Here is a 13,669-nt window from a genome sequence, read left to right on the forward strand (position 1 = left end):
ACCCCGACGCGCCCCGGCTGACACCCCGTCGCACCCCGACCGACGCCCCATCGCACCCGGAACGGCCACGGGGCGGGCCCTCAGGCCCAGCCCCGGCGCGCGGCGTGCCAGCCGAGCTGGATTCGGCTCTCGGCACCGGCCCGCGCCATGAGTTCACCGATGCGCCGCTGCACGGTGCGCCGGGAGACGCCGAGGCGGGCTCCGACCGCCTGGTCGGTGAGTCCGGCGAGGACGAGGGCCAGCATCCGGGCGTCGAACTCGTCTATCCCGTCCGGACGTTGCTCCTCGATTCCGTCGCCCGCCGTGTGCGGCGACAGCGGATACGCGTGCTCCCAGGCCAGCTCGAAATAGGCGACGAGGGCGTCCAGCAGTCCTCCGGCGTGCACGAGCACCGAGGCCGCTGCGGTGTTGCGGCCGCTGTACAGGGGGAGCATCGCCAGATCCTGGTCCGCGATCATCAGTTTCACCGGGACGGCGTCGGCGACCCTCACCTGCTGTCCGGCCGCCAGTACGGCGAGGGCCTGGTTGACCATGCCGGGCTCGGTCAGCGCGTCCCGGTGCAGGATCGTCCGGTAGAGCACGCCCCGGTCGATCCCGCCTTCTTCCGCGGTGTTGTCGTCGCGCGACACGACCGTCTGTTCGGGCACCATCATCGACCGCACCTCGTGCCGGGCGGACTCCTGGAGCTGCCGGAACCGGTGCCGGACCGCGTCGATGTCGCCGATCACCTCGACCGCGCCGCCCTCGGCCCCCGAGCGATGCTGCTCGGCGAGCGTGAGCACCGCGTGCTCCGCCGCGCTCAACTCGTCACGCCGAAGCCTCAGTTCCCCACCGAGCGCGACCGCGGGAGGCGCCGCCACGAAGACGGTGGCCGCGCCCTCGGCCGTCTGCGGGACGACGAGACCACGCCCGGCCAGCGTGGCGAGGATGTCACGCGTCTCGGACTCGGGGCGGCCGCTGCGGACCGCCAGTTCCTGGACGGCCGCCCGTCCACGCGCCACCAGGAGGCGGTAGATCTCCTCCTCGGCCGGACCGAGACCGAGCGCGGCGAGCATGGGCACTCCTTGAGATCGGCCGGCGGGCCCGGGGCGAGGTCTGCCGGTGCGGCCCGGGACCCGTCCGGACCCACGGTCGTCCAAGGTCTACTTCACCCCCCGGCCCCCTGTCACCTCCGGGTGACGCAGTTGCCCGCATCGCCCCAAGTGCCTGCCCCGAGGAAGCCGTCGGGAGGGCATTGTCAGTGGTGGCAGGCAGGATGACGGGTATGACAACACCTGTTGCAGTGATCGTGGACGCCGTCGCCTACGCGCAGGCGGTCGAGGACGCGTTGAAGGCGTCGGCCGCCTACTACGAGGGCGGCACGTCCGTGCTGGACGACGACGCGTACGACCGGCTGGTGCGCGGCATCGCCGCGTGGGAGGCCGCCCATCCCGAACAGGTGCTGTCCGACTCGCCGACCGGGAAGGTCGCGGGCGGCGCCGTCGAGGGGGACGTCCCGCACACGGTGCCGATGCTGAGCCTGGACAACGTCTTCTCCTCCGAGGAGTTCACCGCCTGGACGGCGTCGCTGGCCCGGCGGACCGGTCACGAGGTGGAGCGGTACAGCGTCGAGCCGAAGCTCGACGGCCTGGCCATCGCGGTGCGGTATCAGGAGGGCCGGCTCACGCGGCTCATCACCCGCGGGGACGGCACCGCCGGTGAGGACGTGTCGCACGCGATCGGGACGATCGAGGGCCTGCCCGGCGAGCTCGCCGAGCCGCTCACGCTGGAGGTGCGCGGCGAAGTCCTCATGACGACGGCGCAGTTCGAGCACGCCAACGAGGTACGCACGGCGCACGGCGGGCAGCCGTTCGCGAACCCGCGCAACGCCGCGGCGGGCACGCTGCGCGCCAAGGACCGCGCCTACACCGTTCCGATGACCTTCTTCGGCTACGGGCTGCTGCCGGTGCCCGGCACCGAGGCCGCCACGGCCGCCCGGCTCGACGAGCTCGCGCACAGCGAGCTCATGGCCCGGGCGGCGGAGCTGGGCGTGAACACCACCGCGAGCACGGCGGTCCCCGGCATCACCGCGGCGACCGCCGAGCAGGTCCTGGCGCGCGTCCAGGAGATCGGGTCACTGCGCGCCGAGCTGCCGTTCGGGATCGACGGGATCGTCGTCAAGGCGGACCTGGCGGCCGACCAGCGGGCCGCGGGGTCCGGTTCACGCGCGCCGCGCTGGGCGATCGCGTACAAACTCCCGGCTGTCGAGAAGATCACCCGGCTGCTGGCGGTCGAGTGGAACGTGGGCCGCACCGGCATCATCGCCCCGCGCGCGGTGCTGGAGCCGGTCGAGATCGACGGCTCGACCATCACGTACGCCACCCTGCACAACCCGGCGGACATCACGCGTCGCGATCTGCGGCTGGGCGACCATGTGATGGTCCACCGCGCCGGGGACGTCATCCCCCGCGTCGAGGCTCCCGTCGCCCATCTGCGCACCGGCGAGGAACAGCCCATCCTCTTCCCCGAGACGTGCCCGAACTGCGGGTCCGCCATCGACACCAGCGAGCAGCGGTGGCGCTGCGAGCAGGGCCGCAACTGCCATCTGGTCGCCGCGCTCTCGTACGCGGCGGGCCGCGACCAGCTCGACATCGAGGGCCTCGGTCACACGCGGGTCGTCCAGCTCGTCGAGAGCGGTCTGGTCGCCGATCTCGCCGGTCTGTTCGGCCTGACCCGAGAGCAGCTCCTCGGACTGGACCGGATGGGGGAGACCAGCACCGACAACCTCCTCGCGGCGATCGGGACGGCCAAGGGCAGACCGCTGTCCCGGGTGCTGTGCGCGCTCGGTGTCCGCGGCACCGGCCGTTCCATGTCCCGGCGCATCGCCCGGTATTTCGCGACCATGGAGCACATACGCGCTGCGGACGCGGAGGCGATGCAGCGGGTGGAGGGCATCGGCACGGAGAAGGCCCCCTCGATCGTGGCGGAGCTGGCAGAACTGGCCCCGCTGATCGACAGACTCGTCGCCGCCGGGGTCAACATGACCGAGCCCGGTGCCACCCCGCCCGCCGCGCCCGGCGAGGACGGCCCGGACGCGGAGGAGGGTGAGACGGCCGGCGGGCCGCTGGCCGGGATGACGGTGGTGGTCACCGGCGCGATGACCGGAGCCCTGGAGCAGCTCAGCCGCAACCAGATGAACGAGCTCATCGAGCGCGCCGGCGGCCGTTCCTCCTCCAGCGTGTCGAAGAAGACGACCCTGGTCGTCGCCGGCGAGGGTGCCGGATCCAAGCGCGCCAAGGCCGAGAGCCTCGGGGTCAGGCTCGCGGCGCCGGAGGAGTTCGCCGAGCTCGTCGCCGACTACCTCGCCTGATCGCTCCGCGCACGCGGTACGCCGACCCGCCGGGCCAGCACCTGGCCCGGCCAGCTCCCGGACAGGAATCGCTCGGTGGGGGTGAAGCCCTGGCGCTCGTAGAACGCGACCAGTTCACCCCCGCCGCCCGCCCAGCAGTCGACCCGCAGCAGCTCGACGCCGGACCGCCGTGTCTCCTCGGCGGCGTGGGCGAGGAGCGCGGCCCCGATGCCGCCGCCGGCGTGCCGTCGGTCGGACACCAGCAGCCGGACGTACCGCTCGGGTTCCCCGGCGGGCTCGATCGGCATCTGCGGGCTGGGCCCGCTGTCGAGGACCATGGCGCCGACGGGTGTTCCGTCGGCTTCCGCGACGAACGGCGCGTTCTCGGTCATGTACCGCCGGACGCGCTCGGCTCCGCCCGCCGTCGCCGAGTACGGGGTCGTGCCCCACTGCTCGGTGTTGCCCCGGGCGTTCATCCAGGCCACCGCTCCGTCGAGCATGTCCAGAACGGCCTGCGCGTCGGCCGGTCCGCCGGGCCTGATCCGTATCGCCGGTGAGAAATCCCGCTCGGTCTCGATCATGGCCGAAGCCTAGGGCGTGTCCGCGAGGTCCCGTCCGGGGTGTGCCGGGCGACGCCTGTCCCGCCCTAGGCGCACGAAGGGCACAGCCCCCGGTACGTGACCTCGACGGCGGCCACGGTGAAGCCGAATCGTTCTGTCGCGGGAAGGTCTGCCAGCGGGTTGCCGGTGGGGTGGACGTCACGGACGGTGCCGCAGGCGGAGCACACCAGATGCTGGTGCGGGCGGTGCGCGTTGGGGTCGTAGCGCTTGGCGCGGCCGTCGGTGGTGACCTCGATGACCTCGCCGAGCGAGACCAGCTCCCCCAGGGCGTTGTAGACGGTCGCCCGGGAGATCTCGGGCAGCCGTTCGGCCGCGCGGGCATGCACCTCGTCGGCCGTGAGATGCACATGATCGCCGTCGAGGACCTCCGCAACGACGCGTCGCTGGGAAGTCATCCGCCAGCCACGCCCTCGCAGTCGCTCCAGCAGGTCACTCATATCGGTTCACCTTTTCAGGATCGGCGGGAACCCGCAGTTTATCGGTGTGCATCCTGGGTCCGATCGAATATGGGTCTGGTGTCCTTCTTGACTTGGACTCTGTCCATCGTAGGATCGGTTTTGGCACTGGCCAAGGGACAAGAACGCTTCGGCACGAGCAGGAGAGACACAGATGTCGGGACCACCGCCGTGGAACCACGCGGCGCCGGCCTGCGTGTGACGGCCGCCGTGACACGCAGCCCGGGAAGCTCCCGGAGCCCGGGACCGCCCCGGCGACGACGCGATCGCCGCCACGGCGGGCGACCCGGCGCCGCACCTCCCCGCACGTGGCACACAGCCCTCCGTCCGCTCACCGTGACGGGATGCGTACCCCGTGGCGGACCGGTCCAGCCGGTCGGCCGCGAGCCGCGTACGGCACCCCCGCCTCCGGCCGCGCGACGGAACGCCCCCTTTGCCCGTTATCGTCCGAAAGAAGCGGCCTCCCCTTCGGCTCTGCCGAAGGTTCCGGGGCCGGCCGCCGGGGCCCCGCCCCGGCTGTTCCCCCCACCCGTAGTCGCTGAGCACCGAGATCGGCCCATCCGGAAGGATTCCCATGTCTGAGAACCACGACGCGATCGTCACCGACGCGAAAACGGAGGGAGGGGGCGGCTGCCCGGTCGCACATGACCGCGCTCCGCACCCGACCCAGGGCGGCGGAAACCGCCAGTGGTGGCCGGAACGTCTCAACCTGAAGATCCTTGCCAAGAACCCCGCCGTGGCCAACCCCCTCGGCGAGGACTTCGACTACGCCGCGGCCTTCGAGGCCCTCGACCTCGCCGCGGTGAAGCAGGACGTCGCCGAGGTGCTCACGACCTCGCAGGACTGGTGGCCGGCCGACTTCGGCAACTACGGCCCCTTCATGATCCGTATGGCCTGGCACAGCGCGGGCACCTACCGCATCAGGGACGGCCGCGGCGGCGCCGGTGCCGGACAGCAGCGCTTCGCCCCGCTCAACAGCTGGCCGGACAACGGCAACCTGGACAAGGCCCGCCGTCTGCTGTGGCCCGTGAAGAAGAAGTACGGCCAGAGCCTCTCCTGGGCCGACCTCATGATCCTGACCGGCAATGTCGCCCTGGAGCAGATGGGCTTCGACACCTTCGGCTTCGCCGGCGGCCGCGAGGACGTGTGGGAGTCCGAGGAGGACGTGTACTGGGGCCCGGAGACCACCTGGCTCGACGACGAGCGCTACACGGGCGACCGTGAGCTGGAGAACCCGCTCGGCGCCGTCCAGATGGGTCTCATCTACGTCAACCCCGAGGGCCCGAACGGCAACCCGGACCCGATCGCCGCGGCCCGCGACATCCGTGAGACGTTCCGCCGGATGGCGATGAACGACGAGGAGACGGTCGCCCTGATCGCGGGCGGTCACACCTTCGGCAAGACCCACGGCGCCGGTCCGGCGGAGAGCGTCGGCGACGACCCCGAGGCCGCTCCGATCGAGGCGCAGGGCCTGGGCTGGAAGAGCACCTACGGCACTGGCAAGGGCGCCGACGCGATCACCTCCGGCCTGGAGGTCACCTGGACCACCGCGCCCACCCAGTGGGACAACGGCTTCTTCGACGTCCTCTTCGGCTACGAGTGGGAGCTCACCCAGAGCCCCGCGGGCGCCAACCAGTGGAAGCCGAAGGACGGCGCGGGCGAGGGCACCGTCCCGGCCGCCCACGACCCGGCGAAGAAGATCGCTCCCTCGATGCTCACGACCGACCTGTCGCTGCGCTTCGACCCGGTCTACGAGCCGATCTCCCGCCGCTTCCACGAGAACCCCGCCGAGTTCGCCGACGCCTTCGCGCGAGCCTGGTACAAGCTGACCCACCGTGACATGGGCCCGAAGTCCCTCTACCTCGGCCCGGAGGTCCCGGAGGAGACCCTGCTGTGGCAGGACCCCCTGCCGGAGGCGGAGGGCGAGGTCATCGGCGCCGAGGACATCAGCGCCCTCAAGACGAAGATCCTCGGCTCGGACCTGACGGTCGGACAGCTCGTCTTCACCGCGTGGGCGTCGGCCTCGACGTTCCGCGGCAGCGACAAGCGCGGCGGCGCCAACGGCGGCCGCATCCGCCTGGAGCCGCAGCGCGGCTGGGAGGCCAACGACCCCGACACGCTGGCCACGGTGCTGCGCACGCTGGAGGGCGTCCAGCGGGACTTCAACGCCGGTGCCAAGCATGTCTCGCTGGCCGACCTGATCGTCCTCGGTGGCGTCGCCGCGGTCGAGAAGGCCGCCCAGGACGCCGGTCACGACATCCAGGTGCCCTTCACCCCGGGCCGCGTCGACGCGACGGACGAGCACACCGACGCGGAGTCCTTCGCCGCGCTGGAGCCCACCTCGGACGGCTTCCGCAACTACCTCGGCAAGGGCAACCGGCTTCCGGCCGAGTACCTGCTGCTCGACCGCGCCAACCTGCTGACCCTGAGCGCGCCGGAACTCACCGTCCTCGTCGGCGGTCTGCGCGCCCTGGGCGCCAACCACGGCCAGTCCTCGCACGGTGTCCTCACCGCGACCCCCGGACAGCTCACCAACGACTTCTTCGTCAACCTGCTCGACCTGGGCACGACGTGGAAGGCGACCTCCGAGGACGCGACCACCTTCGAGGGCCGCGACGACGCCACCGGCGAGATCAAGTGGACCGGCACGCGTGCCGACCTCGTCTTCGGCTCGAACTCCGAGCTGCGCGCGCTCGCCGAGGTCTACGCGAGCGACGACGCCGGGGCGAAGTTCGTGAAGGACTTCGTCGCGGCCTGGGACAAGGTCATGAACCTGGACCGGTTCGACCTCGTCTGAGGTCGGGCGGTGCCTGACAGCGCCTGACACGGCCTGACGTACGGGCCGGCCCCCGCCGGGGCCGGCCCGTACGTGTGCCACGGTCCGCGTCTCCCGCGGCTTCCACGGCCGCGCGCCCGTCACGTCGCCGGGAGTGATGGCGTTCTAGGCTGAACGCCATGAGCGCACACTTTGACGTGGTGGTCCTGGGCGCCGGCCCGGGAGGATATGTCGCGGCGATCCGGGCCGCCCAGCTCGGACTCAGCACGGCGATCATCGAGGAGAAGTACTGGGGCGGTGTGTGCCTCAACGTGGGGTGCATCCCGTCGAAGGCGCTGCTGCGCAACGCGGAGCTCGCCCACATCTTCACCCAGGAGGCCAAGACCTTCGGTATCCAGGTGAACGGCGAGGTGAGCTTCGACTACGGCGCCGCCTTCACCCGCAGTCGCAAGGTGGCGGACGGACGCGTCAAGGGCGTCCACTACCTGATGAAGAAGAACAAGATCACCCAGTACACCGGCCGCGGCACCTTCCGCGACGACCACACGCTCGACATCGCCCTGGCCGACGGCGGCTCGGAGACCGTCACGTTCGGAAACTGCATCATCGCCGCCGGCGCCACCACCAAGCTGCTCCCCGGGACCTCGCTGAGCGAGCGTGTGGTGACGTACGAGGAGCAGATCCTGTCGGACACCCTCCCGGACAGCATCGTCATCGCGGGCGCCGGCGCCATCGGCGTGGAATTCGCCTACGTGCTCCACAACTACGGCGTCCAGGTCACCCTCGTCGAATTCCTCGACCGGATCGTCCCGTTGGAGGACGAGGAGGTCTCCGCCGAACTGGCCCGCCGCTACAAGCGGCTCGGCATCAACGTGCTGACGTCCACCCGCGTCGAGGCGATCGACGACTCGGGGGGCTCGGTCAAGGTCATGGTGACGACGGGCGGGCAACGGCAGACCCTGGAGGCCGGCAAGGTGCTCCAGGCGATCGGGTTCCAGCCGCGCGTACAGGGCTACGGCCTGGAGAACACCGGTGTGAAGCTCACCGACCGCGGTGCGATCGACATCGACGGCCGCTGCCGTACGAGCGTGCCGCACATCTACGCCATCGGGGACGTGACGGCGAAGCTCATGCTCGCCCACGCGGCCGAGTCGATGGGCATCGTGGCGGCCGAGACGATCGGCGACGCGGAGACGATGGAACTCGACTACGTCATGATCCCGCGGGCGACCTACTGCCAGCCCCAGATCGCCAGTTTCGGCTGGACCGAGGCACAGGCCCGCGAGCGGGGCTTCGACGTCAAGGTGGCGAAGTTCCCGTTCACGGCGAACGGCAAGGCCCACGGCCTCGGCGAGACGGCGGGATTCGTCAAGCTCCTCAGCGACGCGCGCCACGGCGAACTCCTCGGCGCCCACCTGATCGGCCCCGAAGTCACCGAACTGCTCCCGGAGTTGACGCTCGCGCAACAGTGGGACCTGACGGTCCACGAGGTCGCCCGCAACGTGCACGGCCACCCGACGCTCGGCGAGGCGGTCAAGGAGGCCGTTCACGGACTGGCCGGTCACATGATCAACATGTGACGCGCGACAATCACCCGCATGCACGATGGATCGAACGACACCGAGAGCCGGCTGGTCGGGATCGAACGGCTCCTGGAGTCCGGCGAACGTGAAGTGGCCCCCGCCTGGCGGAGGGTGACGCACGGCGAGCCACGCTTGGCGGTGACCGCCGCGATCCTGGCGGCGGTCATCCTCCAGCTCAAACTTCCGGAGCGGCTGACCCTTCTGCCCTTCGGCGTGCTGCCGGCCCTCGAAGTGGTCCTGCTGATGGGCCTCGTCGCCGCCAACCCCCGCCGGGTCGAGCCCCGGAACAAGCGGCTGCGGTCGCTGGGGCTGGCCCTCATCGGGCTCATCAGCCTGGCCAACGGCTGGGCCGCGGCCGAACTGGTGCGGGGCCTCGTGCACGGCGACGAAGGGGCGAACGCCGCGAAGCTGCTGCTGACCGGCGGCAACATCTGGCTCACGAACGTCATCGTGTTCGCCCTGTGGTACTGGGAGTTGGACCGCGGCGGACCGGCGAACCGGATGATGGGCCATCGGCAGTACGCGGACTTCCTCTTCGTCCAGATGCAGAGCCCCGAATCCGCGCCGCCGGACTGGGAGCCGGCGTTCCTGGACTACCTGTATCTCTCCTTCACCAACTCCGCCGCCTTCAGCCCGACCGACGTGATGCCGCTGTCCCGTTGGGCCAAGATGCTGATGATGCTCCAGTCCACCGTCTCCCTGGTGACCGTGGTGCTGGTGGTGGCCCGCGCCGTCAACATCCTGAAGTGATCGCGAACCGCTCCCGCCGGAAGGCCGCCGCTCGACCCACCGCCCACGACGCCCACGCGACCCACCGGGCCGTCCACCCAGCGGACGCACGGGCAACAAGGTGCGCACTGCATCTACTGTGCGGGACGCGACGACCGATCGAGGGGAGACCGGACATGACCGAGGTGCGGACCGAATCGGACACGGGCGGCCCGGGGACGGTGGTCGCCCTCCGCGACGTGAGCGTTCACCGTCACACGAACCGTCAGGTGATCCTCTCCGAGATCGACTGGACCGTGCGGGCCGGTGAGCACTGGGCCCTGCTCGGCGCCAACGGCGCGGGCAAGACGACCCTGCTGCGCCTGCTCGGTGCGCTGATGCATCCGACGACCGGGAGCGTCGAGGTGCTCGGCTGCCGGCTCGGCCGGGTCGACGTGCGCGAACTGCGCGCCCGCATCGGCCATGTCAGCACGGCACAGCGCGTACCGCAGGACCTCGACGCCCACGGCGTCGTCCTGACGGGCCACACCGGGACCGTGCAGCCGCTGTGGCGGAAGTACGACGCCGAGGTGCGCCGGCGTGGTCACGAACTGCTCGCCGAACTGGACATCAAGGAGCTGGCCGACCGGCCGTACGGGGTCTGCTCGGGCGGGCAGCGGGCCCGCGTCCTGATCGCCAGGGCGCTGATGGCCGAGCCGGCCCTGCTGCTGCTCGACGAGCCGTTCAACGCCCTGGACCTGCCGTCCCGCGAGGACCTTGTCGAGGCCATGCAGCGACTGGCCGAGAGCCGCCCGGAACTGGCCACCGTGACGGTCACCCACCACCTGGAGGAGCTGTCCCCCGCCGTCGGCCAGGCGCTGCTCCTGCGCGAGGGGCGCGTCCTGGCGCAGGGGTCCGTCGAGGACACCCTGACCGATTCCCGGATGACCGACTGCTTCGGCCGGCGGATCACCGTGGTCCGGCACGGCGGGCGATGGGCGGCCTATTCCGGCTCCCACCAGGGTAGTTGACAGCGGTACGAAGCAACTCGCGGCGCGGGAAAGGAAAGCGACGGGCGCCATGGCCGCCCAGTGAGTGCGGACAACGCGTCTGGGCCGCCGCCGGTGAAGTCCCCCCGATGCGAGTCCAACCGCACGGCGGGGCGCATCAGTTGGTGGAGTGTGCCCTGTACGCGCCCCCGTCCGTACGGCGAAAATGCGCCTGTCGACGGTCTTTTCGCCAAGACACCGAGTACCCCGCCGCCAAGTCACCAGGAAAGCAGGTCGGCTGTCGTGCTGTTGCGTCTGCCCACGTCCGTGTCCGAAGCACAGGAGTACCTGACCCAAGGAGCGGTGCCCATCGGCGGCGCCACACTGGTGTGGGCCACCTGGCAACGGGACGGGTTCCCCGACCACGCCATGTCGCTGCGCGACCTCCCGGAAGCCAACACCATCGAGCCGGAGGCCCTGGGCGCGGCCGTGGTGCTGAACCGCATCGACGACCGCGTACCGGAGGTGCTGCGCCGGGCGGCCTCCACCGTGGGGACCGGCGCGGTACGCCGGACGGCCACGGTGGGCGGCAACATCGTGGGCAGCACGCTGCGTTGTCTGCTGCCCGCGGCCCTCGTCCTGGACGCCCGGGCGGTGATCCTGGAGCCGGAGGGTGTCACCGAGACCGATCTGGCCGAGGTGCTCGCCAAGCGTCATCTGCTCCTGAGCCTGATCTGGCGCACACCGATCACCAGCAACTACGCCAAGGCCGCCGCCGAGCCGGGCGGACCGTCGCCGCTCGTCGTCGCCGCCGCCCTGCACTCCGGCGACGGCGACCGTGACAGCAACGGCGACGGGACCCTCCTTCGCGTCGCGGTCCGCTCCGAGGACGAGGTGTTCAGCGAGAACGCCGTGTGTCACGGCGACACCGACGCGACGTTGCGCGAGCTGCGGGACGGCTCCCTCGGCCGGCTCCCGGCCCCGGCATGGGAACTCGTCGGCCGCCAGGTGACCGGCCTGCTGGCGCGCCCCGCCGACCACTAGAGCCGTCCGACAACTCCCGCCTGCCGGGCGGCGCCACGCACGCCCTGGGGCGGGTCCACAAAGTCTCGACTGCCCTCCGGCGGACGACGCGACGTTGCGAACACGCTCCAGGACCTGCTCCCCCGGCCCCCGACACAGGACGACCGGAAATTCAACAGGTGGCGAACGGTCGCACCGATCCGGGGACGGGGGCGTCGGCGCGCTCGTCCCCGGCGGTCCGCCGGCCCGTGCTCCCCGGGCCCCTGACCGGCGTCTCCGCACGATCCGGCTCAGGGGGCCGCGTACAGACGCGGCCCCCAAGCACCGGCCGCCGGACCGCACCCCTAATTCATCAACGTGGAAATCGCAGGGCCGACTCCCGACTCTGGGTCCAGGCACCGGGAACCTCCCGGACCGCTCGGACGAAGGACGGAGCCCATGCCCTCCACCCGCACCCCTGCCGCCGGTCAAGAACCGGCCGTACGACACAACCTGGTTCTGGTGGTCACCTGCGTCGCCCTCGGCACGGTGGTCGCCGCCATGGCATCGCTCAATGTGGCGCTTCCCGATCTCGCCCGTGAGACCCATGCCACGCAGACGCAGTTGTCCTGGATCATCGATGCCTACAGCCTGGTCTTCGCGTCGCTGCTGCTGCCGGCCGGCGCCCTGGGTGACCGCTTCGGCCGCAGGCGGGCCCTGATCACGGGGCTGACGATCTTCGGCGCCGGGTCCGCCGCCGCCGCGCTGACGACCGAGCCCTCGGCGCTCATCGCGCTGCGGGGCGTCCTCGGTGTCGGTGCGGCGCTGGTCATGCCGGCCACGCTGTCGACCATCACCACGACGTTCCCGCGCGCCCAGCGGGCACGGGCGGTGAGCGTCTGGGCGGCGGTCGCCGGAGCCAGCGCACTGGTGGGACTGTTCGCCTCCGGGGCCCTGCTGGAGGGCTGGTCGTGGCGCTCGGTGTTCCTGCTGAACGTCACTCTGGCCCTGGTGGCCCTGGTCGGAACGCTGCTGTTCGTGCCCGAGTCCGCGGAACCGAAGCAGCCCAGGCTCGACGTCGGGGGCGCCCTGCTCGCCGTGGCCGGTCTGGTGGCGCTCGTCTACTCGGTCATCGAGGCACCGACCCGCGGGTGGGCCGACCCGGTCACGCTCGCCGGGATCGGGCTGGGTCTGGCCGTGCTGGCCGGGTTCGTCCTCTTCGAGCTGCGCCGCGAGAACCCGCTGCTCGACCCCCGGCTGTTCCGCAACCGCCACTTCGCCGCGGGCTCGCTGTCGATCATGCTTCAGTTCTTCGTGTTCTTCGGCTTCATCTTCGTGATGATGCAGTACCTGCAACTGGTGCGCGGCGACAGCGCCTTGATGGCCGCGACCGCCATGCTGCCGATGGCCGTGACCATGGTTCCGGTCTCCCGGGCCGCTCCGGTGCTGGTCGGCCGGTTCGGATTCCGGGGACCCTGGGTCGCCGGTCTCGTCGGTGTCGCGGCCGGCATGGGGATCCTCTCCCTCCTCGACGCGTCGAGCCCGTACTGGCTGATCGCGACCGGGCTCGTGCCGCTGGGCGCGGGGATGGGCCTGGCCATGACACCGGCCACGACCTCCATCACGGACGCTCTGCCTCGCTCGCTCCAGAACGTCGGTTCGGCCATGAACGACCTGGCACGGGAGCTCGGCGGCGCGCTGGGGATCGCCGTCCTCGGCAGCCTGCTCAGCGCCGCCTACCGCGACCACCTGAGCCTGCCCGGTCTGCCGCAGCAGGTGGCGGACGCGGCCCGCTCCTCGCTGGCCGCGGCCCACGCCATCGGCGGCCCGGTCTCCGGCCGGGCGACGACCGCCTTCGTCGACGGCATGCACCTGGCGCTGCTCGGCGCCTCGGCGGCCGCCGCCCTGGCCGCCCTCGCCGTCGCGGCCCTGCTGCGGTCCGCCCCTCGGCCGGAGGCGGCCGCCGAGGCCCACGAGGTCCCGGACACCCCCGGCGCACAGGAGCAGCCCTCGTACCTCTGAGCCGCCCCGCCGTACCGAGGACCGATGCCCCGCAGGACCGAAGCCCGGTGCCCCGCCCAGTGCGGGGCCCCCGGGGTTGGTGGCGCGGGGGCCCGCCCGGGATTATGGGTAAGGCTCGTCCGCCGCGGGCGCCGCAACCGCCTCCGGGGCCCCCCCCCCCCGGTCCCCCCCCCCCCCCCCCCCCCC

10 protein-coding genes are annotated in these 13,669 nt (G+C 71.5%); 7 read left to right on the plus strand and 3 right to left on the minus strand.

The annotated features are described in order from the left end of the window. Positions 1-80 precede the first annotated feature (80 nt). Positions 81-1,055, minus strand: a complete 975-nt coding sequence (locus ACFXGX_RS30525; protein WP_384797301.1) for a helix-turn-helix domain-containing protein — start codon at positions 1,053-1,055, stop codon at positions 81-83. Positions 1,056-1,255: 200 nt separating this feature from the next. Between ACFXGX_RS30525 and ligA the strand changes: the two genes are divergently transcribed. Beyond that, entirely contained in the window at positions 1,256-3,349 is a 2,094-nt protein-coding gene (gene ligA / locus ACFXGX_RS30530) for an NAD-dependent DNA ligase LigA (RefSeq protein ID WP_384797304.1), read from the plus strand. On the opposite strand, the gene ACFXGX_RS30535 is transcribed toward ligA, so the two are convergent. Both ACFXGX_RS30535 and ACFXGX_RS30540 read right to left on the minus strand, forming a co-directional pair. Continuing rightward, positions 3,337-3,909: a GNAT family N-acetyltransferase gene (locus ACFXGX_RS30535; protein WP_384797308.1), complete on the minus strand. Its 573-nt coding sequence runs from the start codon at positions 3,907-3,909 to the stop codon at positions 3,337-3,339. The genes ligA and ACFXGX_RS30535 overlap by 13 nt on opposite strands. 65 nt (positions 3,910-3,974) lie before the next feature. Then, positions 3,975-4,385, minus strand: coding sequence for a Fur family transcriptional regulator (locus ACFXGX_RS30540; protein ID WP_355767177.1), 411 nt, complete (start codon positions 4,383-4,385; stop codon positions 3,975-3,977). 592 nt (positions 4,386-4,977) lie between these two features. On the opposite strand from ACFXGX_RS30540, the gene katG reads away from it, so the two are divergent. The 6 genes from katG to ACFXGX_RS30570 all read left to right on the plus strand — a co-directional run bounded on the left by katG (position 4,978) and on the right by ACFXGX_RS30570 (position 13,483). Beyond that, positions 4,978-7,200 carry a catalase/peroxidase HPI gene (gene katG / locus ACFXGX_RS30545; protein WP_384797312.1) on the plus strand — a complete coding sequence of 741 codons (2,223 nt, stop codon included), beginning with the start codon at positions 4,978-4,980 and terminating at the stop codon, positions 7,198-7,200. Between the two features lie 158 nt (positions 7,201-7,358). After that, the gene (lpdA, locus tag ACFXGX_RS30550) at positions 7,359-8,759 is read left to right on the plus strand and encodes a dihydrolipoyl dehydrogenase (protein WP_384797315.1); all 1,401 of its coding nucleotides are present in this window, start codon (positions 7,359-7,361) and stop codon (positions 8,757-8,759) included. A gap of 18 nt (positions 8,760-8,777) precedes the next feature. Continuing rightward, a complete protein-coding gene (locus ACFXGX_RS30555) occupies positions 8,778-9,512 on the plus strand; it encodes a hypothetical protein (RefSeq protein WP_384797318.1) in 735 nt (244 codons plus the stop codon). A gap of 155 nt (positions 9,513-9,667) precedes the next feature. Continuing rightward, positions 9,668-10,501 (plus strand): ABC transporter ATP-binding protein, encoded by an 834-nt coding sequence (locus ACFXGX_RS30560; RefSeq protein WP_384797321.1) that lies wholly within the window; start codon positions 9,668-9,670, stop codon positions 10,499-10,501. Between the two features lie 261 nt (positions 10,502-10,762). After that, entirely contained in the window at positions 10,763-11,503 is a 741-nt protein-coding gene (locus tag ACFXGX_RS30565; protein WP_384797324.1) for an FAD binding domain-containing protein, read from the plus strand. Between the two features lie 417 nt (positions 11,504-11,920). Then, complete coding sequence (locus ACFXGX_RS30570; RefSeq protein WP_384797327.1) at positions 11,921-13,483, plus strand: MFS transporter; 1,563 nt, start codon at positions 11,921-11,923, stop codon at positions 13,481-13,483. Positions 13,484-13,669 lie beyond the last annotated feature (186 nt).

This window comes from Streptomyces sp. NPDC059371 (assembly GCF_042751995.1).
In the GTDB taxonomy this organism is placed as follows: Bacteria; Actinomycetota; Actinomycetes; order Streptomycetales; family Streptomycetaceae; genus Streptomyces.

Bases quoted from the DNA above. Each gene is read 5' to 3' on its own strand.
- ACFXGX_RS30525 (WP_384797301.1), bottom strand. From the start codon at position 1,055: ATGCTCGCCGCGCTCGGTCTCGGTCCGGCCGAGGAGGAGATCTACCGC.
- ligA (WP_384797304.1), top strand. From the start codon at position 1,256: ATGACGGGTATGACAACACCTGTTGCAGTGATCGTGGACGCCGTCGCC.
- ACFXGX_RS30535 (WP_384797308.1), bottom strand. From the start codon at position 3,909: ATGATCGAGACCGAGCGGGATTTCTCACCGGCGATACGGATCAGGCCC.
- ACFXGX_RS30540 (WP_355767177.1), bottom strand. From the start codon at position 4,385: ATGAGTGACCTGCTGGAGCGACTGCGAGGGCGTGGCTGGCGGATGACT.
- katG (WP_384797312.1), top strand. From the start codon at position 4,978: ATGTCTGAGAACCACGACGCGATCGTCACCGACGCGAAAACGGAGGGA.
- lpdA (WP_384797315.1), top strand. From the start codon at position 7,359: ATGAGCGCACACTTTGACGTGGTGGTCCTGGGCGCCGGCCCGGGAGGA.
- ACFXGX_RS30555 (WP_384797318.1), top strand. From the start codon at position 8,778: ATGCACGATGGATCGAACGACACCGAGAGCCGGCTGGTCGGGATCGAA.
- ACFXGX_RS30560 (WP_384797321.1), top strand. From the start codon at position 9,668: ATGACCGAGGTGCGGACCGAATCGGACACGGGCGGCCCGGGGACGGTG.
- ACFXGX_RS30570 (WP_384797327.1), top strand. From the start codon at position 11,921: ATGCCCTCCACCCGCACCCCTGCCGCCGGTCAAGAACCGGCCGTACGA.